Origin of the sequence: Aneurinibacillus aneurinilyticus ATCC 12856 (assembly GCF_000466385.1) — a bacterium.
In the GTDB taxonomy this organism is placed as follows: Bacteria; Bacillota; Bacilli; order Aneurinibacillales; family Aneurinibacillaceae; genus Aneurinibacillus; species Aneurinibacillus aneurinilyticus.
Genome location: NZ_KE952791.1, coordinates 1 through 501, shown reverse-complemented (window position 1 = coordinate 501; position 501 = coordinate 1). Strand labels below are relative to the sequence as shown.

Here is a 501-nt window from a genome sequence, read left to right as displayed (position 1 = left end):
TCTGACCCAAAGCAATCAAATTCGAGGTCTTTCTAAAGAGCAGTTTCAGCAATTAAGAGAAATGTGTCACTATGCTAAAAACCTGTACAATGTAGGTCTGTACAATATTCGCCAGCACTACTTTGCAGAGAAAACCTTTTTGAAGTATGAATCCAACTATCATGCAGCCAAAACAAATGAAAACTATAAACGACTTCAAGCAGGGGTTTCTCAACAAATTTTGAAAGTCGTTGATCGTTCTTTTAAGAGTTTCTTCAACTTAATTAAGAAAGCAAAAAAGGGCGATTATCGCTTTCAAGATAGTAAAATGCCAAAGTATTTAAAGAAAGATGGATTGTTTACCCTAATCTTCTCAACCAATGCCATTGCCATTAAAGATGGCTTCTTTCGTGTGGCTGTTTCCAATGCCTATAAGAAAATTCACCCAGAGTATCAAGATATTCTGATTCCTTTTCCTGCTCGATTAGAAGGGAAGAAATTGAAGGAAGTTCGCATTATTCC

1 protein-coding gene is annotated in these 501 nt (G+C 36.1%); it reads left to right on the top strand.

The window, feature by feature from the left end:
- Positions 1-501, top strand: a 501-nt coding sequence (locus HMPREF0083_RS28750; protein ID WP_476726775.1) for a nuclease/transposase family protein, incomplete at both ends; no start/stop codon positions are given.